The sequence below is a fragment of the Flavobacterium sp. ASV13 genome (genome assembly GCF_000745775.1).
Taxonomy (GTDB): domain Bacteria; phylum Bacteroidota; class Bacteroidia; order Flavobacteriales; family Flavobacteriaceae; genus Flavobacterium.
This window is the reverse complement of the sequence record NZ_JQJY01000003.1, coordinates 424,307-448,458: the sequence shown is the minus strand read 5'-3', so window position 1 is coordinate 448,458 and position 24,152 is coordinate 424,307. Positions and strand designations below refer to the sequence as shown.

The window sequence follows — 24,152 nt, the reverse complement described above, 5'->3', positions numbered from 1 at the left end:
CAAAGAAATCCTGCTTTTATTTTAAAATTATCCGATTAAGAAAAATGAATTAGCGAAAACTTCTTTCTTCTTGATTCTTTCATCTTGATTCTTTCATCTTGGTTCTTTCATCTTGGTTCTTTCATCTTGGTTCTTTCATCTTGGTTCTTTCATCTTGGTTCTTTCATCTTGGCTCTTTCTTCTTTACTACTGTGCAATCTTCAAATTTACATCGTTTACAAAAATCAATGTTTGCATATTGCTCATATTGGTAAGTGATAAAACGCCATTTTTGTTTTCATTTACTCCATTTATTTTAAAGCAATACTCATCGCCGTCTCTGTCTCTTAAGGTTATAAATTCAGAAGTATCACTTGAATTGTTCTGACAGCTGTTTGATATAGAATATTTATACATCACTTTCATTATGTCTTTGTCGTAGTTGTAAAGTTTTCCATCCTGTGTAAAAACCCATTTTGTCGTTCGGATGGTGTTCGAATACCAATTTCCTAAAATGCGTTTTGATGAAGGATCTTGAGTTTGTGAAAAAAGTGCTGAAACAAAAAACAGCAACGGCAGGGTAAAAAATAGCTTTCTCATAGATTTTAAATTATAAATAAGATTTGCTTTTGATAAACTTTAATAGTTCGCCGGAATATAAATGTCAAAAACAGCTCCTTTATTCAATTCGCCTTTGGCCGTGATGATTCCGTTATGATTGTCTACGATTTTCTTTACGATAGCAAGACCAATTCCGGTTCCGGTATATTCGAGTTTTCCGTGAAGACGCTGAAAAACTTCAAAAATTTTAGAGCTGTATTGCTGTTCAAAACCAATTCCGTTATCTTCAATCCTGATGTGACAGTAGTTAATTTCTGCTTCTAAATTTTGATTATTTAAAGCCGAACCTTTAGCGATTTCACTATTAATTTTAATGACAATCGGATTTTCAGGATTTGAAAATTTAAGAGAATTGCTCACTAAATTGTACAAAAGTTGTCTAAATTGAAACGGAATAATCTTCGCTTCGCAATTTTTCAGGCTTTCAATTCTGGCATTTTTTTGTTCAATTTCTTCTTTTAAATCCTCTTTTACTTCATTTATAATTTTGCCAATATTCGTTTTTTCAAAAATTCTTTCCTGAACATTTGTTTTGGAATAAGAAAGTAAATCGTTGATAAGCGTTTGCATGCGTTGTGCTGCATTTTGCATTCGTTTAAATTTATCTTTTCCATAATCAGATAAATTTTCCGATTCTTTCTCCATAATCTGTGTCGCAAAAGTCTGGATTTTGCGCAACGGTTCCTGCAAATCATGACTTGAAATATAAGCGAAAGACTGAAGTTCCTGATTCATTTTTTCAAGTTCTTTGTTTTTCTGTTCAAGTTCTAAGGCATTTAATTTCAGCTTGTCATCGGCAGTTTTTTTATCCGTCAAGTCATGTGTCATTTTTGAAAAACCAATAACCTGATTTTTTTTATTATGAACAGCTGTAATTGTTACATTTGCCCAAAAAAGGGTTTTGTCTTTGCGAACGCGCCATCCTTCGTGACTTGCTTTTCCTTTTTGAATCGCAAGGTTCAATAAAGTCTGAGGAAGATTGTTTTTTCGGTCAGTTTCGGTGTAAAATTCTGAAAAGTTTTTCCCAATAATTTCGTCCGCTTTATAACCTTTTATTTTTTGCGCGCCAAGATTCCAGTTTTCAACAATTCCTTCGTGATTAAGGTATAAAATGGCGTAATCCTGAACTTCTTCAACCATTAAATGATAACGTTCTTCACTTTTTTGAAGTGATTCGTTCATTAAAATCAGTTCTTTTGTTCTTGCCGTTACTTGTTGTTCAAGTTCATTTGTAAATGCTTTTTCAGTATGAATATCAGTAAAAGCGCCAACCCATTTTATAATTTTATTTTCTTCGTTTAAAATCGGCTCACCAATTACAGCATGCCATCTGTAAATACCATCATTTCTCTTGATTCGAACATCGCATCGGTAAATTTCTCCTGTTGCAAGGCTATGGCTCCAAATCCGGGCATTTTCTTCGTAATCATCAGGATGAATCATGCTTCTCCATTCTTCTTCACCTTTTGGATAAATTCCGGTGTATTCAAACCATTTTCCAGAGGCAAATAAGGAATTTCCTTTTTCGTCTGTTTCCCAAATTAATTGCGGAATACTCTCCGCTAAAGAACGAAAACGTTTCTCGCTTTTTTCTAGTTCCTGCTGATGATTTTTCTCGTCTGTAATATCTCTGACAGTGCCCAGAAGTTTTTCCGGATTTTTATTGGCATCAAAAAAGACTTTTCCTTTGGCTTCAACCCAATGAATCGAATTGTCCTTCCAGATTACTCTTAATTCATAATTTATAACTCCAGTAAGAAGTGCTTCATTATATGCCAGATTTCGTATTTCTAAATCGTCTGGATGAACGTAGGTAAGAATTTGTTCGTGAGTTAAATTGACATTTTCTTTATTTCCGGTTACAATTTCCAAATAACGTTGCGAATAATGAACTTGTTTTTCTTTTACATTTAATTCCCAAGTACCAAGTTCGCTGGCTTCTACAATAATTTTCAGTCTTTCTTCATTGAGTTCGATTTTTTTTCTGGCCTCAACTTTTTCGCTTACTTCAGTAACGGTAACAATAATTCCTGAGATTTCCCCATTTTCCTCTTTCAGCGGATTATAAAGAAAGTCAAAATAAGAAATATCAAGTTTTCCGTAGCGTTTTAAAGGAATTGGAACTTCATTTCCATGAAAAGGAATTCCGGTTGTCAAAACGTCGTTTAGAAGTTTGTTTACACTTTCTTTAACCTCTGGCAAGGATTCAAACAGCGGTTTGCCAACAAAAGTATTTTCCTCCCGATCAATAATCTTTAAATAAGCATCATTGGCCATTTCAACCATAAAATCAGGTCCGCGTAAAATAGTAATTCCTACCGGAGCCTGTTTTACAGTGTTGCGAAAACGCTTGTCAGCTTCTTCTATTTTTTTTGTTGCAAGATGCAGATCTGTAATATCTGCAGCCGTATTCATTACGCCATAAATTTTGCCATTTATATCGTAAAGAGGTGTAAAACTGTAGTTAAAATAAAAGCTTTCCAAAACGCCGTTCATTGTAAGATCAATGCGGGCATTTTTTGTATGAAATGATTGTCCAGTTTCAAAAACAGTATTTATTTGTTCAAAAACGGATTGATTGTCAAGTTCAGGTAAAATTTCTGTATATAATTTCCCAACAACATCATTGCCCTTTCCCCAAACATCCATAATGGCTTGATTGGCAAGTTCAATGCGTTTTTCTTTACCTGTATAAACACCAATTGGGAATGGTGCATTTTCGACCAATTGTCTTATTTTCTGCTCGCTTTCCCTTACTTTCGATTGTGCTAAAAGTTTTTCATTTTTTTCAGTCGTTTCAATTACAGTTACCAAAATTCCGCCAACTTCGCCATCTTCTTTTTTAATTGGGCTGTATGAAAAGTCAAAATAACATTCTTCGTCATAACCATTTCGGTTTAAAATAACCATAAAATCGGGAGAACTGACTGCGTTTCCTTTCATTACATCTTTAAACATGGGGCCAATTGTGTCCCAAATTTCTGCAAATGTTTCTTTTGAACTTATTCCTAAAGCTTCAGGATGTTTTGTTGCGCCTAAAATAGGGCGAAAGGCATCATTATAAATTTGGGTAAAATCATTTCCCCAGGCAATGTACATCCCGAATGGATTGCTGAGTATTACCGAAACCATCGTTCGCAGACTTTGAGGCCATAAATCAGGATCGCCTAATGAGGTTTTACTCCAGTCTTTGGATCGCATTAATTCGCCCATTTCACCGCCATTGGCTATAAAATAATGTTCCCTGTTTTTATGGCTCATTCCTGAAAAAATTACGGCTGAAGAACAAATTGTTCCCGCGCAGGCTGTTTTTGATTGTTTTCGACAGTTGTAGTCAAAGCATTGTTGATCACCGTTTTTAGTTTAGCAAATTCGCCGGGTTTTCGGATGTAATGTGTAGCTCCTTTTTGGTACATCAAATCAACAATTTCAATATCTAAAGAAGTTGAAAAAATAATGACAGGAAGTGTGTCAAACTCGCTAAGTTCCTTAATTTCTTTAAGACATTCATGACCATTTTTACGTGGCATATTAAGATCCAAAAAAAGAATATCGGGTAAAGCGTTCGGAGAATTGGCTTTTAAATAATCCATTAATTGTACACCATCATGTACTGTTACAAGAGTTACAGGAAGCTTCAATTCGTCGATTGCTTCTCTAAAAAAAGAGCAGTCATCATCATCATCATCTGCTAGTAAAATATTGTAATGTTTTTTATTCATTTTTATTGATGGAAGTAAAATTAAATTGAAAGCATATTTGCCGCGAAAAAGAATCTACGATTAAATGTAAGCCAATGTGCTTCAGTTGTTTTTGATAATGTATTGCCAATTTCTTATCATTTAAACAAGGCTTTGGTTAATTTATTGTCAATAATATGCTTTTTATACTGCTAATATAGGGCTATTTTTTCGACAACGAATAAATATTGCGCTAATAACTTCTTTGTATGATGCAAAAATATTGACAAAGCGATATGATTTTATCTAAGTTGTTGCAATTCATTTGAATATAATAAAATGTTTTTAAAATTTCAGATTTCCCTAAATGATATTTTTATGCGAAATAACTTGATATTTTAATTTTTATAAGTACTTTTAAGGTATAGTTTTAAATCCTTAAATATATGAAAAACAATCTCTTAAAAGAAATTTTATTGTTGGGTATTTTAACTTCTGTCTTTGCCTGCAATACAAAAAAAGAAGAACCTGTCGTAGTTGATAAAGAAGCGATAAAAAAGGAAATTCAGGCTAAAGAAAATGAATTTGCTGCGGTTTATAATTCTGGCGAAATAAAAAGCATCGGTTACTACGATGACAATGCTACAACTTTTTTTCAGAATCGTCCACCATTAGTTGGAAAAGCAGCGATTGTTGAATTCTTAATAGCTGACGCAGTAGCAAATTCGAATAAAATTTCATTTAGAACAAATGAAGTTTTTGTTTCGACTGACGGAAATCAAGTTGTTGAAACTGGTGCTTATACCGTAGTTGATTCGACAAATGCAACTATTGCAACTGGAAATTATATGAGTTTGTTTGAAAAGAAAGAGGGCAAATATGTATGCGTTAGAGATATGAGTGCTTCTGATACAGCGCCTAACTAAAACAAGATACTATATAAATAAAAAGGTGATTGAATAAAATTTATTCAATCACCTTTTTATTTTAAAACGTTTTTTTATCGTCTGCGTCCGCCGCCTCCAAAGCCGCCTCCACCGCCGTGAAAACCACCGCCTCCACCGCTAAATCCGCTTCCGCCTGATCTTGTACGACCACCAGAATTAAGGTTTGAAGAACTGCGATTTGATGTTGATGGACGATCAAAAGATCTATCTGATGTTCCTGCTGAAGGACGATTTACAGAAGATCTGTCTGATACTCCTGATCCACGATTCCCGGTTCCGTTTGAAGCTCTGTCAGATACTCCGGCTCTGTTTCCTGATCCATTTGACATTCGGTTTGAAACGCCTGTATTGCCGGCGCGATTTCCATAGTTTCCATTTCTATTATTGTTAGCGACCGTATTGGATCTGTTTCTATTGTTATTGTAATGATTGATACTATTTCTATTATTGTTGTTGATAATTACTGTATTACGGCTGTAATGCCCTCCATAATAACCGCCATGATACCAGTTATTATGACGATAAATACCAACTGCAAGAACTGTAAATGCTGCAAAATAAGGAGGATAGTAACCGTAATAATAAGGAGGATAATAGGGTACGTAAGCTGGTGAATAAACATATTGAACTATGGGAGCCGATTCGACCACTACTGTTGTTGCAGGGGCACTTACAGTAACAGGATTGGAACCCTGATAAGCTGGATTTGCAGTAACTGCAGGCGTACTTTTTGGCTCAATAACATAATTTTTACCATAAAGATCTTCATCTCCAACACATTGAATAGAAACTTTTCCGTTTTTATCTTTATTTACTAAAATGACAGCGACATCCTGTGTTTCAGTTTTGCTGACTGCATCCTGAAGTACAAATGTGAAAGAATTATCTTTTTTCGTCGTAGTGACTTTTATAAAATCTACTTTTTTATCCAGATTAAGATCCAGATTATTAATTCCGGTTTCTTTTTTATTTAACGCTGTTTCAAATTCTTCAATAGTTTTTGATTTTTGAAATAACGTCAATACAGCATAAAGGTCAAGATTGTCTCCTGGAAGATTCAAAGCTGGTGCATCGTCACCAGATTGCGAAAAAATAGATTGGCTTGATAAACTAATCACAACTGCTAAAAAAAAGAATAGAAATTTTTTCATAATGTGTTGGTTTTTAATTTGCTACATGCAAGTTAGATAATATTACGCATATAAAAAAGCATTCGTCTTAAAATTCTTATTGTAAGATTCTTTTAATCAGTGTGTTAGTTTTGTGTTGAAAGGGAAATTAGAATATAAATGAACTGAAATTGAAAAATGAGCTGGAACCTCTTGTTTTAAAGGATTTTTTTAGAAAACTTCGAAGTAATTCATCAAAATAAAATCTTATTGTGTTGTTTTTAAGTCTTTTAAGGTGTGGTCTTTCATGTGGAGACAAGATAAATTTGCATCAAAATAAAATAGTTTTTTAACAAGCTGTTTAACGTAAATTTTTAAATACCACTCTTATGAAAATTTTCAATTTAATCTTATTTCTTTCATTATCTATTTTTGGAAATGCAAAAACAATTTCAGGCAAAGAAAATTGGACTGAAACGGAAGCCGAAAGATTCAACAATCAACTGGCTGAAGTAAAAGAGAAAATAAAAACCTGCAATTTATATAATACAAAAATTGCTTTTTTTGTTGATATGAAAATCAAATCAGGCAAAAACCGATTCTTTGTATATGATTTGGAAAACAATAAAATTATCGACGAAGGACTTGTTGCACATGGTTGCGGTTCTGAAACCGGAATTGCCGGTAATTTGAAATTCAGTAATGAACCAAATTCAAATGCTACATCTTTAGGTTTATATGAAATTAGAAAATCCTATACAGGAATGTTCGGAAAATCATACAAATTACATGGTTTATCTCAAACGAATAGCAATGCCCTGAAAAGAGCCGTTGTTTTACATTCATATTCTGCAGTTCCTGAAGTAGAACAGGATTATTATATTCCACGAAGCCACGGATGTCCAATGATAAGCGAAGTTTTTTTTAGAAGACTTGAAAAAATTATTGATCATTCAAAATCTACAATTCTTTTAAATATCTATTACTAAACAGGATAGTACATGACGCAAACTTTATAGCTATTCAATAATTTTATTACGAACTAACTAACCGTAATAAATATGAAAATTCAAAAATGGTATTCCTTAAGCGTTGTTTTCGCAATGTTTTTCTTCGGAATATCAAATAAAACAATAGCTCAAAATCGTACGATTAAAAATGATGTTTTTTGGAATACAAAAGACGGAAAACCGTTAAACAGTCAAGGCGGTGGTATCTTCAAATTCCCGGATCCTATAACAGGAAAGCAAAAATATTATTGGTACGGAGTGCATTATGCCGAAGCGGATCAATATCGAGCAGATCCTTCTGTGACGCATGAAAAAAATAATTTTGAAGCTGTAACCTGCTATAGTTCTACTGATTTAGTGAATTGGACTTTTGAAAAAAATGTTTTGTCAAAAGAAGAAGCGAACAAAACTGGAAAAACCTGGGTTGGGCGTTTAGGCGTTTGTTACATTAAAGAAATAAATAAATATGCCATGTTTGTACAGCATGGAAGCGAGGTTCTAATTACGCTTTCTGATTCTCCAACAGGTGAATTTTTGTGGGATAAAAAGATAAATATGGAAAAAATGATTGGAACCAGCAATACTGGTGATCAAACCGTTTTTACAGATGAAGACACCGGAAAATCGTATTTGATTTATTCGTACGGAAGAGGACGAAACAAAATTTACGTTTCTGAAATTGGAATCAAAGATGGAAAAGTGAATTTGTTGGATTGTACCGAAATTTTTAAAGGAGAAAGCAGAGAAGGAAATTGTATGTTCAAATACAAAAACCGCTATTATATGTACGCTTCAAATATTTACGGCTGGGATGGTTCGTTTGCCTATTATTTAGTTGCCGATGATATTCGTGGACCTTATCTTCCAACGAATGAAATGTTGATTACAAAAGGCGCTGAAGATGATTTTGCACACGTTTCGCAAACCGGATTTTTCTTTTCTGTAAAAGGAAGTATACAAGAAACGATTGTGTATTGTGGAGACCGTTGGGCCGATTTTGCCGGAAATGGTTTAGGATATAATCAATGGTGTCCAATGTCATTTGATGGAAGTGTACCGTATTTCAATTCGCTGAGCGCTTGGGATTTGGATGCCAAAACAGGAAATTGGAAAGTAAACAAGGAAAATAATTATGTAAAAAACGGCAGTTTTGAAGCTGATCGAAGACATATTCCGAGTCCTGTAAAACCAGTACAGATTCAGTTAACAGGCTGGGCAAGCGAAGTTATTGAAGGCAATAAAATAAGTTTAGATACTCTTACTTCGCCAGTTCTAAATCATTTTAACACACAAGCCGAAAGAAAAATCGTAATTGGAGAAAAGAGTTTGAACATTAGTGATAAAATTGATTTCAAACGAAAAGTTTTTCAAATAATTACATCTTCGCCTTATGTTAAACTAGAAGACGGATCATATACTTTAACTGCCAAAATCAGAAACAGCAACGGATTTGATAATCTTGAAGTCTATGTTTTAAGTAATGAAAAGAGATTTCAGTTTGTTGTAAAAGAGGAAAATCCAGAGTGGAAAACAATTGTCATCAATAATATAACTATAAAAGGAGGAAAGGCCGAAGTAGGATTTCTTGCGAATGGAAAAGCAAAATCTTTTTGTTTAATAGATGATGTTTCCTTGATGAGAAGTGGGAAGTGATATTTAGAAAAAAGAAGCAAGAAGCAAGAAGAAAGAAGAAAGATTAAAGAAACTGGAGTTTAGATATTAGAAGAAAAAAAAGAGAAGAAAGTAATTTAATTTTATTTGTTTAGTTTTTTTTAAAGTCTGTAAGCGTTTTGTTTACAGATTTTTTTTATGGATTTTATTTCGAAGAAATAAGGATTCTACATTTTCTAAAATCTTGCTTCTTTCATCTTGCTTCTTATCTCTTTTTTCTAAAAACAAAAAAAATAATTAATAAAAAAGCGTTCATTCATTTATTGTTTTATCTTTGTCAAAAAAATACAGCTATGAGAGTTAGAGATATTGACAAAGAAAAACTGGTTATTGAAATGGCGATTGACCAGATTGTGCAGGAAGGATTTCAAGGTTTCAGTATGAATAAATTGGCGAAAGCCTGTTCAATTTCTGTTGGCACGCTCTATATTTATTATGCTGACAAAGATGATTTAATTCAAAAAATAGGAGCCAAGATCGGGCTGAAGTTTTTCAAAAGCACTATTAAAGACTTTTCGCCCGACATGCCATTTGAAGAAGGTTTGTGGAAACAATGGGAAAACCGCGCCAACTTTGCAATGAAATATCCTAAAGAAGTTGCATTTTTTGAAATCATCAAACATTCGCCTCACGGAGAAATCATTTTGGACTCTATTAAAGAATTTGCTGATTTTAGAACCATTATGACCCAATTTACAGACAACGCACTTCGGAACAAAGAACTTCTCCCAATGAGTTTTGAAGCGTTTTGGTGTGTGGCGTACGGACCTCTTTATACCTTATTGAACATGCATGCTGAACGCAAAAGTATGGGAGGAAAACCATTTGTGCTTACAAAAGAGATTATGAAAGAAGCCTTTCAAGCAGCTGTTAAAGGCTTAAAACCTTGAAAAATTATGGAAACAGATTTAAATATCATACATATTTTTAAAACGAATATCAGTGCAATTAACGCAGAATGCCCGGCGCATTATGTACTGAATAATCATCAAAACATTGAACAGTGGAGTATAGACTGTGAAGATGTTGACTGCGTTCTACGTGTGGTTTCAGAGACTTTGAAACCTCATGAAATTATTACAATAATCACCAATTTAGGCTTTGAATGCCAGGAATTGTCTTAAAACATATTTATAAATTAATGGAAAAAACTACCATTGAAAGCCCTGCTTTCACTTCAAATCAAAAAATTATTATTGCCATACTGGCGCTTTTGCAATTTACTGTAATAGTAGATTTTGTTGTAATTTCTCCGCTTGGAGATATATTAATGAAAAAGCTGAGCATGACGACTTCAGATTTTGGTTTTGCAGTTTCTGCATATGCTTTCAGCGCAGGAATTTCTGGACTTTTGGCGGCAGGTTTTGCAGATAAATTCGACCGAAAAAAAATGCTTGTTTTCTTCTACATCGGATTTATTATCGGAACTCTTTTTTGCGCATTTTCTTCAAATTATCATATGTTGCTTATGGCACGCATTTTTACAGGACTATTTGGAGGCGTAATTGGCTCGATTTCATTGGCCATTGTAACCGATTTATTTGTGATTCACCAACGCGGACGTGTGATGGGATTTATTCAAATGGCCTACGCATCAAGTCAAATTTTGGGAATACCAGCCGGATTATTTTTCGCTAATCACTGGGGTTGGCATTCTACTTTTATCATGATAGCAGTTTTGGCTTTGTTAATTCTTGTAGCAGTTTTTACGCAATTGCCGGCAATTACAAAACATTTAGAAATCCAATCAGACAAAAGTCCATTTTTGCACTTGTGGCATACGTTAAGCAATAGACAGTACCAGATTGGGTTTATGGCGATCGCTTTTCTTTCAATAGGTGGTTTTATGCTACAACCTTTTGGAAGTGCTTATTTAGTAAATAATATTCATATCAGTCAGGAAGAATTGCCAATGGTGTTTTTCTTCACAGGTCTTTCAGTATTAGTTATTATGCCACTTATTGGAAAATTAAGTGATAAAATAAGCAAATTCAAATTATTTGCAGCTGGATCGGTTTTGTCCATAATTATGATTTTGATTTATACTAATTTAAGCCCAATTCCGCTTTGGCAGATTGTTGCCCTAAATATGATTTTATTTATGGGAATTATGAGCCGAATGATTCCAGCGACAACGTTAAACACAGCAATTCCTGATATGCAGGATCGTGGCGCTTATATGTCGATCACTTCATCATTACAGCAAATTGCTGGTGGAATAGGAGCTGTTTCTGCCGGATTTATCGTGCATCAGCAAACAAAAACTTCGCCTTTGGAGCATTATGATATTTTAGGATTTGTAGTTGCAGGCGTTACTTTAATGAGCATATTGTTAATTTATAGAGTAAGCCAATTGGCGAAAGCAAAAGTTAAAGACGCTAATCTTTAATTTCAATTTTAGAATAAAATAAAAGCTTGTTCCCAAACGGACAAGCTTTTTTGTTTTAAGATCATGTGTAATGTTTTTTCTTCCAATAAAAATAAACGGAAAGCGCATTTATAGTGGCCAAAAGCCATAAAACCGGACTGCTGAAAAAACTGTAATAACTTCGCCCGTTTGGTATTTCTACAAAAGGAACGGTTATCAAAATATCTAAAATCAAAGCCGTTGCCGACATTGCAATTCCAAGGAATAAGCCGTGGGTTTCCAGAACTTTTTTATAATATAATTTTGCTCCGAGAATCCCAAAAAAGACAATTCCAAACATTACGATTATGGATTGAATCCAAAAGAAATTCTGTACAAACGGAATTTGATCCAAAATATAAAATGAAATACTGACTAAAATCCAAACTATAAAGCCAGAAAAGATTGCTCTGAAATAATTCATCTTTTTAGTTTTAAGAATTCCAAATTCCGGTTTTGGCAGTTTCTTTTGCGTAAACAGAAAAATCTTTTGCTTTTCGGCCTAAAACTTTTTCAATGTCAGAAGTGATATGCGAATTTCTTCCATCTAAGACTTCTTCAAAAAGATAATTTGCCAACCAAATATGATCTTCAGGAACCTGATATTCTTTCAACATTTGCGAATATTCAGCTAATGATAAACTCTGAAAAGTAATATTTCTGTCGCTTGCTTCGGCAATTGTATTAATGGCTTCTTTAAAAGTCAATAATCTTGGGCCGGTCAATTCGTATGTTTCTGTATTGTGTTTATCGCTCAAAAGTGATTCAACAACAACATCGGCAATATCATCGGCATCTGTGAAAGGCTCAAGTGCCTCGGCTCTTGGCAAAGCGACAATTCCGGCTAAAATAGGTTCTAAAAAAATGCTTTCGCTAAAGTTTTGATTGAACCAACTTGCCCGTACAATCGTCCAGTTTTTGGCATTTTCTTTTACGATTTCCTCACAAAGTTGTGCTTCTTTTTCACCTCTTCCAGATAATAAAACCATTTTTTGAACGCCTAATTCTGTTGCCAAAACGGTAAATTTCTGAATTGCCTCAACTGCCGAAGGAATGGCTAAATCAGGCTGAAATGTGATGTAAACAACTTCAATATCTTTCAGCACATTTTTCCAGGTTTCTGGATTTTCCCAATCAAAAGGAACTTTTTCAGATCGTGAACCCAAACGAACTTCAACGTCTGAATTATTTTTCAATCTTTCAATTACTCTGCGTCCTGTTTTCCCATTGGAACCCAAAACTAAAATTTTCTTTTTGCTCATATCAATATTCTTTAAATGATTACTGATACAAAGTTGATTAGATTAAAAACGAAACATTTGTCGCAAAAGAATTATGATTTGTTTGAAAGGAATTGAAGCCGAACTTCATTCGGGCGCATTCCGAATTTTTTATGAAAAGCATTCGAGAAAGAGCTCAAACTTTCATAACCAACTTCCCAAGCCGCTTCCTGAACCGTTTTTTCGCTTTCGCGGAGCAACTCATACGCTTTATGAAGTCGTTCTTCCTGAACATATTTGAAAACCGGAATGCCAAAAAGTTCTTTGAAATTCTTTTTTAATTTATTGCTGTTCAATCCAACCATTTGCGATAATTGAGTGATTGAAGGCGGTTTAGAATAATGCGTTGTAACAATTTCTTTCGCTTTGTATAATTTATTTTTGTCGATTTCCGAAAAGTCAATTTTTGCATCGGTACTCAAAAGAGCAAAAAAATGTGCCAAAAGTTCGTTGACCTGACTTTGTAAAAACAATAATCGAGTATTTCCTGTATAGGTTGTATTGAAGATTTTTTGAACCGCCAATTGCATATCGAGCGTCATATAATAGGATGGACCTTTTACAAAATGTTCCTTCGGATTTAATAATTCTGGAAGGTGTTTTTCAAAAATCTCTTTTTCGGCCTCAGGTAGCGAATTTAAATGTTTTGGTTTTGTAAAAATACTGATGGATTGCAAAGGTTTGTCGGGTTCAATTTTATGTGAGAATTCTACTTTTTGATTTCCGAAAAAACAAATCGCCAAACCGGTCGTATTCATCAAATACTTTGTCTGATTATTGTGTTTGATTTCCAGTTCGACATTGCCAGATCCATAAAAAGCAAAGCCAACTGCGTCGCCGTCGATTTCGCATTTCTGAACTATAGTTTTTGTCGTATTCGATTGTTCGATTAAAACAATAAAGTCATTCAATTCTATAATATCTGTTGTCATTTTGTTTGTCGTGTATTTTAAAACTGTTTAAGAAAAAAGTTCATTTTTTATTTCTTTCCTCAGATTTAGAAATTAGAGTTCAAACAATTCTTAAATTATGTAAAATGTTTAAAATTAAATAATTAGTTTAATTTAGGCAATTCGATTTTTTTGAACTTCAAACTTTTTTAGTGTACAAATGAGACTTTGAAATCCTTTTTTTGTAACAGTTTTTTGGCAAAATTTTGCTCTTTTTTGAGTTTGCTGTTGATAACTGTTTTTTTTAATCAACAAATAAAAGCGTTTTTTCCTGTTGACAACTTTATTTAGATTCTTTTTAAATAACTGATTTTTCGAGCATTATGACTTTAAAAAGTGATGTTGATAAAAACTTTTTTAACGAATAAAAAACCACAATTTTTCCTGTTGATAATTGCTTCTATTTTTAACATCAAAACGAAAGTAAAACAAAAATTCGTGGCTTAAATTTGTAAGTAACGAGATGTAAAAATACCTCCCAAATCTGCATTTCGTTTACTTACATATTCACCATTAAATACAATTTTATTATGTCTATTTTCGATAAAAGAATCAATTATAAGCCTTTTGAATACCCGGAGGTACTACAATTTACTGAAGCCATAAACAAAGCGTACTGGGTTCATACAGAGGTTGATTTTACAGCTGATACACAGGATTTTCATTCGCATTTGTCGCCAGCTGAAAAAACGGCAATCAAAAACAGTTTATTAGCAATTGCTCAGATTGAAGTTGCTGTAAAAAGTTTTTGGGGAAATATTTACGAGCATTTTCCAAAGCCTGAATTTAATGGTCTCGGAACTACTTTTGCCGAATGTGAATTCAGGCATTCTGAAGCGTATTCACGTTTGCTGGAAGTTTTAGGATATAATGATGAATTCGAAAAATTACTTGATGTTCCTGTAATCCGCAAACGTGTCGATTATCTTTCCAATGTTTTAAAAGATACGCGTTCGCAGGACAACAAAAAATATATGGTTTCGCTGATTTTGTTCAGCATTTTGATTGAAAATGTATCGCTTTTCAGTCAGTTTGCAATTTTGCTTTCGTTCACAAGATTCAAAGGTTATATGAAAAATGTAAGCAACATTATTGCGTGGACTTCAATCGATGAGCAAATTCATGCCAATGGAGGAATTTTCATTATCAATAAAATACGTGAAGAATTTCCGGATTATTTTGATGATGCAACTTTGTTGACCATCAGAGATACGGTTAAACATTCTATTGATGTCGAATCGGATATTTTGGATTGGATTTTTGAAGATGGTGAAATCGAATCGATCAACAAAACAGATCTGGTTAATTTTATGAAATTCAGATTAGACGAAAGTCTGAAACAAATTGGAATTCCAACTGTATTTGATGTTTCAGCAGAAGATTATAAAGCGATGTTGTGGTTTGAAGAAGAAGTTTTTGCTAATAGTCTTGACGATTTCTTTGCAAAAAGACCAGTAGAATATACCAAACACGATAAAAGTATAACGGCAAACGACCTTTTTTAAAAGTATAAAACAATGAATACGATAGATATAAATCCAGAAAGTCTTCCGATGAGCGAAGCTGGAAATAAAATGTGGTGGAAAAATTCAGAAAGCGAACAAATCTTGAATCGTGGTTATCTTTTAAAAGGCGAAACTGTTGAAGGTGCAATTGACCGAATTTGCACAGCGGCAGCCCGCCGACTTTATAAACCAGAATTAAAAGAGTCTTTTGTTGAAATGATTGAACGCGGCTGGATGAGTATCAGTTCGCCGATTTGGGCAAATATGGGTACAGAACGTGGTTTACCAATTTCGTGTTTCAATGTTCACGTTCCAGACGAAATAGAAGGAATTACGCATAAACTAGGCGAAGTAATCATGCAGACCAAAATTGGTGGAGGTACATCTGGATATTTTGGAGAATTACGCGAAAGAGGAAGCGCCGTAACTGATAATGGAAAAAGTAGCGGTGCGGTAAGTTTCATGAAACTTTTTGATACTGCAATGGATACAATTTCACAAGGCGGCGTTCGTCGTGGTGCATTTGCAGCGTATTTAGATGTTGATCATCCGGATATTGAAGAATTTCTGAAAATTAAAAGTATTGGAAATCCAATTCAGAATTTGTTTACCGGAATTTCTGTACCCGATTATTGGATGCAGGAAATGATTGACGGCGATATTGAAAAACGCCAAATTTGGGCGAAAGTTCTGGAAAGCCGTCAACAAAAAGGATTGCCTTATATTTTTTTCAGTGACAATGTAAACAAAAACAAACCTCAGGTTTATAAAGATAAAAATCTCCGAATCAATGCCAGCAATTTGTGCAGTGAAATTATGCTTCCGTCAGATTTTGATGAATCGTTTATTTGTTGTCTTTCGTCAATGAATCTGGAACTTTATGAGGAATGGAAAGATACTGAGGCAGTAAAATTAGCGATATTTTTCCTAGACGCTGTATTGCAGGAATTCATCGAAAAAACAGAAGGCAATTATTATCTTTCAGCAGCGAATAAATTTGCAAAAAGACATCGCGCATTAGGCTTAGGCGTTTTAGGATGGCATTCGTATTTGCAAAAAAATATGATTCCGTTTGAAGGTTTAGAAGCCAAAATGAAAACGACGGAAATTTTCAAACATATTAGTGACAAAGCCGATAAAGCAACTCAGGATTTAGCTAGAATTTACGGCGAACCAGAATTGCTGAAAGGTTATGGAAGAAGAAATACAACGACTATGGCAATCGCTCCAACTACTTCTTCATCGGCAATTTTAGGGCAGACTTCTCCGGGAATTGAGCCTTTCAGCAGTAATTATTATAAAGCCGGTTTGAGCAAAGGAAATTTCATGCGTAAGAATAAATATCTGAAACAATTATTGGAAGAAAAAGGTCTTGATAACGAAGAAGTTTGGCGTGGTATCATGTTAAATGGAGGAAGCGTTCAGCACATGGAACAGCTTACACAAACGGAAAAAGACGTTTTTAAAACTTTTAAAGAAATCAGTCAGCTTGAGATTGTTCAGCAAGCAGCAATTCGCCAAAAATTTGTAGATCAGGGACAAAGTTTAAATCTGAATATTCCTGCTGAATTGCCTATTAAAGAGGTAAATCGATTAATGATTGAATCCTGGCAACTCGGAATCAAAAGTTTGTATTATCAGCGAAGCCAAAGCGTTTCAAAAGAATTGGTTACAAGTTTGGTTAGCTGCAGCAGTTGTGAATCATAAATTTAAAATCGGAAGTTTTCTTCCGATTTTTTTTTGCTCTTAAGTTTCATAAAATACATCTAAAATTATAGTAAAGCTTTTTTTACTAATTCCTATAAGCTGTTTTCCGTTGCATTTCTGAACTAAGAAATTGGCTACGGTATTTTTACAATAATTAATAAAAACATGATTTTATCTTAACATGAACCGGTTTGTAAAATCCATTTTTAAAAGGTTAAAAATTATTTAAATTATAAATTTTTAGATTATTCAAGGTTTTTGATTGCCGAATTTATAACGATTTTGGTTTTTTGTGGAATAAAATCAACAACAAAGAATAGATGATCGACGGAAGAACAAATTAGGATTATTGGATAATATTATTAAGTTTGTTGCGAATTATTCAATTTACCAAAAGCCAAAAAACTTGCCGTCACTGTTATCAAATCAAGATAAAACTTTAATTGATCGTCTTCGTTCCGGAGATGAATCGGCTTTGACGGAATTGTACAATGCCTTTTGGCAGGCGCTCTTTGTGTCGGCTTACAATGTCATTAAAGACAAAGAATTGTGCGAGGATATTATTCAGGATATCTTCCTGAATATTTGGACAAATCGTGAAAAGTTAGAAATTCATATTTCATTAAAAGGCTATATGTATGCCTGCGCACGCTATCAGGTTTTTAATCATTTGAGAAAAAACAAAGACAAAATTCACGTCGAGCTTTTTGATGATTTAGAAAAACGATTTCAATATACTACACCTGAAACCCAATTGATGCACGAAGAACTAGTGCAGCAACTTCATTTAATTGTTGAAACGCTTCCTGAAAAATGTCAGGCAGTTTATAAATTAAGCAGAGAAGAACAATTGAGTCACAAAGAAATCGCTGAGCGCCTTAATATTTCAACCAAAACTGTTGAAAATCATATCACCAAAGCGCTTCAGACAATTCGTCTGTCTATGGGCAGCACGCTGGGCATGGCAATGGTTTTATGGCTGTCTAAAAATCTTTAAAGGAAAATAAAAATGATTGCCGATTTTAAGCCTAAAACGTTGATTTATCTAGTTTCCGGCGAGGCTTTTCTTAAAAGATTAAAAAAAATCAAAAAAAAAACACAATTTGGACTAGGGGGTAAATGTCTTTTTAGATACTTACTTAATATACTCCTGCATTAATAATAAAAAAAATGAAAAAAGAAGAATTCTTAACGTTATTAAACAGATATCTTTCTGGCGATACGAATCGGGAGGAGAATAAACAAATGTTGCATTTTTATGAAAGTTTCCAAACTTCAGAAGAATGGGACGAAAGTTTAGGATCAAAAGAAGAAATTCAAAATAAAATGCTGCATCGGATTCAGACGGCGATAAAATCGGAAGAAACAAAAGTTATTCCGTTAAGGCCATTCTATTCCAGAACAAGCTTTAAAGTTGCAGTTGCGGCTTCAGTTGCCATGTTGATTTCAATTTCGTTATTATTCAATACAGCGAAAAATTCAAAACAAAATATTCCAGTTGTTGTTAATAAAAACATTTTGATTGGAAGCGACAAAGCAACGTTAACTCTAGAAGACGGATCTGTAATTGAACTGAAAAAAGGAGAATCCTACAATCAAGGAAATGCAACTAGCAACGGCGAAAAATTGATTTATAATTCTAAAAATAATGCTGCAACGATAGCAAATAACTTTTTAACGATTCCGAGAGGAGGACAGTTTTTTGTTCAATTGGCAGACAGTACAAAAGTTTGGCTGAATTCAGAATCGCAATTAAAATATCCTGTTGCTTTTGTTGATGGCGAAATCAGACAAGTAGAGTTGGTTTATGGCGAGGCTTATTTTGAAGTTTCTCCAAGTACAAAACACAAAGGCTCTAAGTTTAAGGTAAAAACAGCAATGCAAAATGTAGAGGTTATTGGTACCGAATTCAATATCAAAGCCTACAGAGACGAAACGGCAATTTATACCACATTGGTAGAAGGAAAAGTTGCTGTAAGCAATGCAAGTAATAAAGAAATTTTAGCGCCAAACGAGCAATCCAGAATTAGCAAAAGTGATGATCGCATTGCAATTTCAGAAGTTGATGTGTACAACGAAATTTCATGGAGAAAAGGATTGTTTGTTTTTAAAGGAATGCCTTTGAAAGATATTGCAAGAGTATTGTCAAGATGGTATGATGTTGATATTGAGTTTGCAGATCCGGCACTCGGCAATGTTAGATTTAATGGTGTTTTGAATAAAAATCAAAAATTAGAAGACATATTAACCACGATCAAGAATATTAATTTTATTAATGCCTATGAGAAAAAAGACAATAAGATTATAATCAAATAAAAAAGAAAAGGGATTAAAGTTCAGACCTCTCACCGTACCGCACTTCATCCCTTTCTGTGTATTAATCAATTAATCATTTAACAACCGACCAACCAATTAACATGTAAATTTATGAAATTTAAATTAACCGACGTCTTTTTCTATTTTAGAAAAAGACTAATTATTAACATTATGAGAACTTTTATATTCTTGTTTTGTACTGCAATTTTTGGTTTTTCACCCGCAAATTTATTTTCACAAAACACAAAAATTGTAATTGCAACCGATAAAACGGTAACTGTTGACGAAGTTTTTGACCTTATAAAACAACAAACAGACTACACTTTTATTTATCAGGAAGATTTATTTAAGAAACTACCGAAAGTACATTTGAAAAAAGGTAAAATCAGAGTAAATGATTTATTAGAAGCCAGTTTTCCTAATAAAGATTTCGATTTTAGTTTGTCAAATGGAAACACCATTTTAGTTAGAAAATTACCAAAGGAAAATGTTGTCGTTTTTCAATCAAAACTGATTGAAATTAAAGGTATTGTTACCAATGAAAAAAAAGAACCTTTACCAGGCGTAAACATAAAAGTGAAGGGCAGTACTGTAGCTGCTCAAACTGATTTTGACGGAAAATATGTGATCAAAGCCCCAGAAGATGGACAAATTTTGTTTACCTACATTGGGCATTTAGCACAAATAATTCCTGTTAATAAAAGAAGTGTTATTAATGTTGTTTTAGAACAACAAACCAAAGAACTTGGTGGAGTAGTTATAAATACTGGAGTTACAGTTCGTAAAAAAGAATTAATTACAGGAGCAGTCTCTACTTATAAAGGTGAGGAGTTAAGACAAGTTTCGACGCAAAATGTTGTTCAGGCTTTAAAAACGTTAGATCCTTCTTTTATGGTTTTGAACAATAACATTGCAGGCTCAAACCCAAATGTCTTGCCAGTAATCGAAGTGAGAGGACAGACCAGTTTATCTGTTAACCAAGTTAATGATCGTTTTAAAGAAGATCCAAACCAACCTTTGTTTATCTTGGACGGATTCCCCACAACATTACAGCAGGTTGTCGATTTAGATATTAACAGAATTGCCAATATTACGCTTCTTAAAGATGCTGCTTCTACAGCATTATATGGTTCACGCTCTGCAAATGGAGTTGTCGTTATTGAAACAAATAAACCAATTCCTGGGAAATTACAAATTTCTTATGTCTATAATTCATCTTATGAATTGGCAGATTTAAGTGTTTATAATTTAATGAATGCCGAGCAGAAATTAGAATTCGAAAGACTTTCGAAAGCTTATGTTGTGCCACGTCTTGGCGACTATGCGCAACAATTTAAATGGGATGAAATTTACAACAAACGTCTGGCTGATGTGCGCCGTGGCGTTGATACGTATTGGCTGAATGAACCGATCCAAATGGGAATTACTTCTGGACACAGTTTGGCAATTGGCGGAGGATCTGACGAGTTTAGATTCAATCTTGCCGGAAATTACAAATCTTTGTCAGGAACAATGAAAGGTTCTGAACATAATACTTGGGGATATAATGCGAATTTGATTTATAGAAAGAAAAAAGTAAGCTTTAACAATAACTTCTTTGTTTCGGGTGGAAATAATCAGGAATCGCCATATGGCTCTTTTTCTACTTGGGCAAAAGCAAGCCCGTATTATGAAAAATATAATGAAAATGGAGTTCCAACACGTTACATGGACGGAACAAATATACCAGTCGGAAATCCTATTGTAAATGATTACGTAAATCAGGAAGAAAATCCTTTGTATAATGTTCGTTTAAATAGCTACGACAAAGGTGTAGATTTTAATTTTACAAACAACTTTGCTGTAAATTATGATGTTAACCCTCATATCAAAACAACTGCAGCAATTTCAGTTTCAAGATTACAGACTACATCAACTAAATTTATTTCGCCAGATGACACACAATTCATTTCAGATATTCCAACAGAAAAAGGAAGTTATAAAAGGACAGATTATCTGACCAATAAATGGAATGGAAATATTGGCGGAACATATTCAAATGTTTTCAATAATGTTCACTCGCTTAATTATACTTTGAGAGCTTCTGCATTAGAAACAAGATATGGTTATTATGGTTCTACTTTAAGAGGTTTTCCTTTAGGAGTTCCGGGTAATCCTAATTTTGCTTTTGGATTTGAAGTCAATTCAAAACCTGAAACTTACAGCGAAATGGTACGAAGTGTCGATTTAACCAATCAGCTGAATTATGCTTACAACAGAAAATATTTGCTTGATTTAACTCACACTATTTCTGGAGCAACCAATTTTGGAACAAACAAAAAATATTCTCCATATTACGGCATTGGTATTGGCTGGAATATGAACTACGAATTTAACATGAATGAAGATGTCGTAAATATCTTAAAGCTTCGTGCAAATTATGGTCAAACCGGAAATCAGAACCTTGTGGGATTTGCTTCTCATGATATTTATACTTATGATGCAAATACAAATATTTTTGGTGCTGGATTAAATGTTTCGCAATTGGCGAATATCGATTTGGAGCCTCAAAAAACAAAAGATTTGTCTTTAGGATTAGATTTGGCAATGTTCAGAAACAAGCTTACTGCAACTTTTGGAGCATACAGACGTAGAACTTCTCCACAAATTGTTGCAATCGATCTTGCCGCTTCAACCGGAGTTACTGCTTACCCGTTAAACATTGGTTATATTACGACTCAAGGTCTGGAGCTTAAAGCAAATTATACCATTATAAGCAATCCCAAAGCTAATTTTTATTGGGCTCTTGGCTTGACAGCAACTACAAATGAAAACGAATTAGGCGGTTTTAATAATGCTTTGGCTTCACTAAATGATGCAGCTAAAAAAACGACTAGCCTAACAAGATTTTATGACGGAGCAAGCACAAATGATCTTTGGGCAGTACCATCATTAGGAATCGATCCTGCTACAGGAAGAGAAGTTTTCTTGAAAAAAAATGGAGAAACTACATTTATTTTAGATAAAAATGATGAACGAATCATGGGGAACTCAAGAGAAATTGCAACTGGTGTTTTTTCTACAAGTGTTAACTATCAAAACTTTAGTTTAGGAGTATTCATTCGTTACAGTTTTGGAGCAGATCAATTTAATACCGCTTTATATGATAAAGTTGAAAATATCAGCTCAAGCAATATTTTTGATAATCAAGATGCGAGAGCATTTACAGATCGATGGACAACTCCAGGACAAATGGCACAATTTAAGGCAATCAGCTTGACAAATAATACTCCAATTTCTTCTCGATTTATTCAAAAAGCAGATTACATCTCAGGAGAATCCCTTCGTCTTGGATATCGTGTGACCAATAGAGATTGGCTTAATAAATCAGGATTGGCTGGTTTAGGATTCAATGCTTACGCAAATGAGTTTTTTAGAGTTTCAACTATAAAAGCAGAGCGAGGTATTGAGTATCCTTTTTCAAGAATTTATTCTTTAAGTATAAACTTATCATTTTAATACAGTAATTATGAAACATTATTTACATAAAATAACATTCATTGTCTTGATTGCATTGTCATTGGCGGGTTGCAGTGATTTCTTGGATGTAACGCCTCAGGATAAAATTTTAGAAAGTCAAATATTTGAAAATGAAGCCGGAATGCAGAATGTGCACAACGGACTTTATTTAAGTCTCGTATCTGATGACCTATACGGACGACAGCTTACCATGGATGCAGTCGAAATTTTAGGACAGCAGTACAATATGACAAGCAATGTTTCTAAAAGTAAAATAGCATCTTACGCCTATACAGAAAGCCATCCTAAAGCTGTGTTTTCTAATATTTGGGAAGCAGGATATAAAACTATTTTGTATACCAACAAGTTTTTAGAAAGCATGGACGAACATGCCGGAATTGTATCAAAAGAAAAAGCCGATCTTTTAAAAGGAGAAGCTATCGGAATTAGAGCAATGCTTCATTTTGATATGCTACGTTTGTATGGACCAATTTACAAAGTAGATCCTTCTCTTCAGGCAATACCTTATTATGATGCTGCTGTTACAGCGAACCAGCCTTTGATTTCAGCTAAAGATGTTGTTGCCAGGATTCTGGCAGATTTGGATAAAGCCTTAGAGTTGCTTCAAAAAGATCCAATTCTTACTTCAGGAAAATACAATGCCACAACAGACTTTGATGCTAATCCGTATTATTCAGCAAACAGAGGCATGCGTATGAATTATTTGGCAGTAAAATGCCTTAAAGCTCGTGTATTGTTATATTCTGGAGATAAAACGGGTGCATCTGTCGTTGCAAATGAAGTTATTAATTTTACAAAAACGACGACATTTTTTCCTTGGACTCCATTCTTAGAAGCTACAAATGCAGCAAATCCTGACCGAATTTTTTCATCTGAAAACTTTTTCGCTTTAAGTGATTACAGATTATATGCGAAACAAAAAGCTTTATTCGATTATAATTTAGCAGATGCCACTATTTATGCTCCCTTATTGAGCCGATTAACAGCTGTTTTTGAATCAAACGATAATGATTATAGAAGCCTGCCAAGCTGGAAAGTTCCTGTTGTTGGAGGAAAAACACAAAAGACATTTTATAAATACGAAGATGTAGCAAACAAAGAAAAGCTTTTTCGTCTGCAGATTCCTATGTTCAGACTTTCAGAGATGTACCTGATCGCAGCAGAAACAGCTCCAGTACCGGCAGATGGAATTGCTTACCTGAATACACTTCGTTTCAATCGTGGTTTAACCAATTTAGCTGCTACTGCAAATGTTACTACAGAAGTTACTAAAGAGTATAGAAAAGAGTTTATTGGCGAGGGACAGTTGTTCTTTTATTACAAAAGAATAAATAGTGCAACAGTTCCTAACGGCTCGGCCGCTTCTGGAAATCTTACTATGGGAGCACTTCAATATGTTGTACCATTGCCAGAGATTGAAGTTAATTTCCAATAATTTTAAACAAAGTAAC

19 protein-coding genes are annotated in these 24,152 nt (G+C 33.9%); 12 read left to right on the top strand and 7 right to left on the bottom strand.

Annotated elements, in window-relative coordinates; genetic code table 11:
- Positions 1-186: 186 nt before the first annotated feature.
- From GQ47_RS09220 to GQ47_RS09210, 3 genes are read right to left on the bottom strand one after another with little or no spacing between them, the layout of a single operon-like run.
- Positions 187-579, bottom strand: a complete 393-nt coding sequence (locus GQ47_RS09220; protein ID WP_035647525.1) for a hypothetical protein — start codon at positions 577-579, stop codon at positions 187-189.
- A 39-nt stretch (positions 580-618) separates the two neighbouring features.
- Positions 619-3,861, bottom strand: a complete 3,243-nt coding sequence (locus tag GQ47_RS09215; RefSeq protein ID WP_035647522.1) for a PAS domain S-box protein — start codon at positions 3,859-3,861, stop codon at positions 619-621.
- 11 nt (positions 3,862-3,872) lie between these two features.
- Positions 3,873-4,322 carry a response regulator gene (locus GQ47_RS09210; RefSeq protein ID WP_035647519.1) on the bottom strand — a complete coding sequence of 150 codons (450 nt, stop codon included), beginning with the start codon at positions 4,320-4,322 and terminating at the stop codon, positions 3,873-3,875.
- Positions 4,323-4,726: 404 nt separating this feature from the next.
- On the opposite strand from GQ47_RS09210, the gene GQ47_RS09205 reads away from it, so the two are divergent.
- Positions 4,727-5,206 carry a YybH family protein gene (locus tag GQ47_RS09205; RefSeq protein ID WP_035647515.1) on the top strand — a complete coding sequence of 160 codons (480 nt, stop codon included), beginning with the start codon at positions 4,727-4,729 and terminating at the stop codon, positions 5,204-5,206.
- Between the two features lie 74 nt (positions 5,207-5,280).
- On the opposite strand, the gene GQ47_RS09200 is transcribed toward GQ47_RS09205, so the two are convergent.
- Positions 5,281-6,378 (bottom strand): hypothetical protein, encoded by a 1,098-nt coding sequence (locus tag GQ47_RS09200; protein ID WP_035647511.1) that lies wholly within the window; start codon positions 6,376-6,378, stop codon positions 5,281-5,283.
- A gap of 347 nt (positions 6,379-6,725) precedes the next feature.
- Here GQ47_RS09200 and GQ47_RS09195 point away from each other — a divergent pair, with 347 nt between their 5' ends.
- From GQ47_RS09195 to GQ47_RS09175, 5 genes are all read left to right on the top strand, one after another.
- The gene (locus GQ47_RS09195; protein ID WP_035647509.1) at positions 6,726-7,325 is read left to right on the top strand and encodes a murein L,D-transpeptidase catalytic domain-containing protein; all 600 of its coding nucleotides are present in this window, start codon (positions 6,726-6,728) and stop codon (positions 7,323-7,325) included.
- 72 nt (positions 7,326-7,397) lie between these two features.
- Entirely contained in the window at positions 7,398-8,999 is a 1,602-nt protein-coding gene (locus GQ47_RS09190; protein WP_035647507.1) for a family 43 glycosylhydrolase, read from the top strand.
- A 311-nt stretch (positions 9,000-9,310) separates the two neighbouring features.
- Positions 9,311-9,907, top strand: coding sequence for a TetR/AcrR family transcriptional regulator (locus GQ47_RS09185; RefSeq protein WP_035647505.1), 597 nt, complete (start codon positions 9,311-9,313; stop codon positions 9,905-9,907).
- A gap of 6 nt (positions 9,908-9,913) precedes the next feature.
- Complete coding sequence (locus GQ47_RS09180; protein ID WP_035647504.1) at positions 9,914-10,141, top strand: hypothetical protein; 228 nt, start codon at positions 9,914-9,916, stop codon at positions 10,139-10,141.
- A gap of 17 nt (positions 10,142-10,158) precedes the next feature.
- On the top strand, positions 10,159-11,406 hold the full coding sequence (locus tag GQ47_RS09175; protein ID WP_035648127.1) for an MFS transporter: 1,248 nt from the start codon (positions 10,159-10,161) through the stop codon (positions 11,404-11,406).
- A gap of 61 nt (positions 11,407-11,467) precedes the next feature.
- On the opposite strand, the gene GQ47_RS09170 is transcribed toward GQ47_RS09175, so the two are convergent.
- From GQ47_RS09170 to GQ47_RS09160, 3 genes are all read right to left on the bottom strand, one after another.
- Positions 11,468-11,848, bottom strand: coding sequence for a DUF5367 family protein (locus GQ47_RS09170; RefSeq protein WP_051951456.1), 381 nt, complete (start codon positions 11,846-11,848; stop codon positions 11,468-11,470).
- 10 nt (positions 11,849-11,858) lie between these two features.
- Positions 11,859-12,686: an SDR family oxidoreductase gene (locus GQ47_RS09165; protein WP_035647502.1), complete on the bottom strand. Its 828-nt coding sequence runs from the start codon at positions 12,684-12,686 to the stop codon at positions 11,859-11,861.
- A 71-nt stretch (positions 12,687-12,757) separates the two neighbouring features.
- On the bottom strand, positions 12,758-13,636 hold the full coding sequence (locus GQ47_RS09160; protein WP_035647500.1) for a helix-turn-helix domain-containing protein: 879 nt from the start codon (positions 13,634-13,636) through the stop codon (positions 12,758-12,760).
- 548 nt (positions 13,637-14,184) lie between these two features.
- Here GQ47_RS09160 and GQ47_RS09155 point away from each other — a divergent pair.
- From GQ47_RS09155 to GQ47_RS09130, 6 genes are all read left to right on the top strand, one after another.
- Positions 14,185-15,159 (top strand): ribonucleotide-diphosphate reductase subunit beta, encoded by a 975-nt coding sequence (locus tag GQ47_RS09155; protein WP_035647497.1) that lies wholly within the window; start codon positions 14,185-14,187, stop codon positions 15,157-15,159.
- Positions 15,160-15,171: 12 nt separating this feature from the next.
- Positions 15,172-16,866, top strand: a complete 1,695-nt coding sequence (locus GQ47_RS09150; protein WP_051951455.1) for a ribonucleoside-diphosphate reductase subunit alpha — start codon at positions 15,172-15,174, stop codon at positions 16,864-16,866.
- A gap of 406 nt (positions 16,867-17,272) precedes the next feature.
- Positions 17,273-17,863: an RNA polymerase sigma factor gene (locus GQ47_RS09145; protein ID WP_193745220.1), complete on the top strand. Its 591-nt coding sequence runs from the start codon at positions 17,273-17,275 to the stop codon at positions 17,861-17,863.
- Positions 17,864-18,036: 173 nt separating this feature from the next.
- Positions 18,037-19,182: a FecR family protein gene (locus tag GQ47_RS09140; protein ID WP_035647494.1), complete on the top strand. Its 1,146-nt coding sequence runs from the start codon at positions 18,037-18,039 to the stop codon at positions 19,180-19,182.
- 171 nt (positions 19,183-19,353) lie between these two features.
- Entirely contained in the window at positions 19,354-22,680 is a 3,327-nt protein-coding gene (locus GQ47_RS09135) for a SusC/RagA family TonB-linked outer membrane protein (RefSeq protein WP_051951452.1), read from the top strand.
- 10 nt (positions 22,681-22,690) lie between these two features.
- Positions 22,691-24,136: a RagB/SusD family nutrient uptake outer membrane protein gene (locus GQ47_RS09130; RefSeq protein ID WP_035647493.1), complete on the top strand. Its 1,446-nt coding sequence runs from the start codon at positions 22,691-22,693 to the stop codon at positions 24,134-24,136.
- The last annotated feature ends 16 nt before the right edge of the window (positions 24,137-24,152 follow it).

Excerpts from the sequence above, each read along its gene's own strand:
- GQ47_RS09220 (WP_035647525.1), bottom strand. The coding sequence starts at position 579 with ATGAGAAAGCTATTTTTTACCCTGCCGTTGCTGTTTTTTGTTTCAGCA.
- GQ47_RS09215 (WP_035647522.1), bottom strand. The coding sequence starts at position 3,861 with ATGAGCCATAAAAACAGGGAACATTATTTTATAGCCAATGGCGGTGAA.
- GQ47_RS09210 (WP_035647519.1), bottom strand. The coding sequence starts at position 4,322 with ATGAATAAAAAACATTACAATATTTTACTAGCAGATGATGATGATGAT.
- GQ47_RS09205 (WP_035647515.1), top strand. The coding sequence starts at position 4,727 with ATGAAAAACAATCTCTTAAAAGAAATTTTATTGTTGGGTATTTTAACT.
- GQ47_RS09200 (WP_035647511.1), bottom strand. The coding sequence starts at position 6,378 with ATGAAAAAATTTCTATTCTTTTTTTTAGCAGTTGTGATTAGTTTATCA.
- GQ47_RS09195 (WP_035647509.1), top strand. The coding sequence starts at position 6,726 with ATGAAAATTTTCAATTTAATCTTATTTCTTTCATTATCTATTTTTGGA.
- GQ47_RS09190 (WP_035647507.1), top strand. The coding sequence starts at position 7,398 with ATGAAAATTCAAAAATGGTATTCCTTAAGCGTTGTTTTCGCAATGTTT.
- GQ47_RS09185 (WP_035647505.1), top strand. The coding sequence starts at position 9,311 with ATGAGAGTTAGAGATATTGACAAAGAAAAACTGGTTATTGAAATGGCG.
- GQ47_RS09180 (WP_035647504.1), top strand. The coding sequence starts at position 9,914 with ATGGAAACAGATTTAAATATCATACATATTTTTAAAACGAATATCAGT.
- GQ47_RS09175 (WP_035648127.1), top strand. The coding sequence starts at position 10,159 with ATGGAAAAAACTACCATTGAAAGCCCTGCTTTCACTTCAAATCAAAAA.
- GQ47_RS09170 (WP_051951456.1), bottom strand. The coding sequence starts at position 11,848 with ATGAATTATTTCAGAGCAATCTTTTCTGGCTTTATAGTTTGGATTTTA.
- GQ47_RS09165 (WP_035647502.1), bottom strand. The coding sequence starts at position 12,686 with ATGAGCAAAAAGAAAATTTTAGTTTTGGGTTCCAATGGGAAAACAGGA.
- GQ47_RS09160 (WP_035647500.1), bottom strand. The coding sequence starts at position 13,636 with ATGACAACAGATATTATAGAATTGAATGACTTTATTGTTTTAATCGAA.
- GQ47_RS09155 (WP_035647497.1), top strand. The coding sequence starts at position 14,185 with ATGTCTATTTTCGATAAAAGAATCAATTATAAGCCTTTTGAATACCCG.
- GQ47_RS09150 (WP_051951455.1), top strand. The coding sequence starts at position 15,172 with ATGAATACGATAGATATAAATCCAGAAAGTCTTCCGATGAGCGAAGCT.
- GQ47_RS09140 (WP_035647494.1), top strand. The coding sequence starts at position 18,037 with ATGAAAAAAGAAGAATTCTTAACGTTATTAAACAGATATCTTTCTGGC.
- GQ47_RS09135 (WP_051951452.1), top strand. The coding sequence starts at position 19,354 with ATGAGAACTTTTATATTCTTGTTTTGTACTGCAATTTTTGGTTTTTCA.
- GQ47_RS09130 (WP_035647493.1), top strand. The coding sequence starts at position 22,691 with ATGAAACATTATTTACATAAAATAACATTCATTGTCTTGATTGCATTG.